A 329-nucleotide genomic window follows, 5' to 3' on the forward strand; every position below is an offset into this window, starting at 1 on the left:
GGTAAAGGTTGCGTTGGTGTAATCGTAGCGTGACCTTGATCATCAGCTTCACCTTCGCCAATCTTATGCCCATCTTTATCGAATAGTTCGACTTTACAACCTGGTTCAGCTGTCACATTAATAGGCTCTTGTGTACCTGCTTTACCTGTTAAATCTGTGTCAATTACTGGTTTAGAAGGTGGCGTATTATCTGTTGCTTTCTTAGGCTCAGATGATTCAGAAGTATTAGGATTTTCCGCCTTATCTGTCGCTTTCGCTGTGACATTACCTTCCGGTAAAGGTTGCGTTGGTGTAATCGTAGCGTGACCTTGATCATCAGCTTCACCTTC

At 43.5% G+C, this 329-nt stretch carries 1 protein-coding gene; it reads right to left on the reverse strand.

Features of this window, described 5'->3' with window-relative positions; all coding sequences use genetic code 11:
- The coding region (locus CD111_RS12600; protein ID WP_158245715.1) for a hypothetical protein at positions 1 to 329 on the reverse strand (329 nt) is incomplete at both ends.

It is taken from the genome of Mammaliicoccus stepanovicii (genome assembly GCF_002902525.1).
In the GTDB taxonomy this organism is placed as follows: Bacteria; Bacillota; Bacilli; order Staphylococcales; family Staphylococcaceae; genus Mammaliicoccus; species Mammaliicoccus stepanovicii.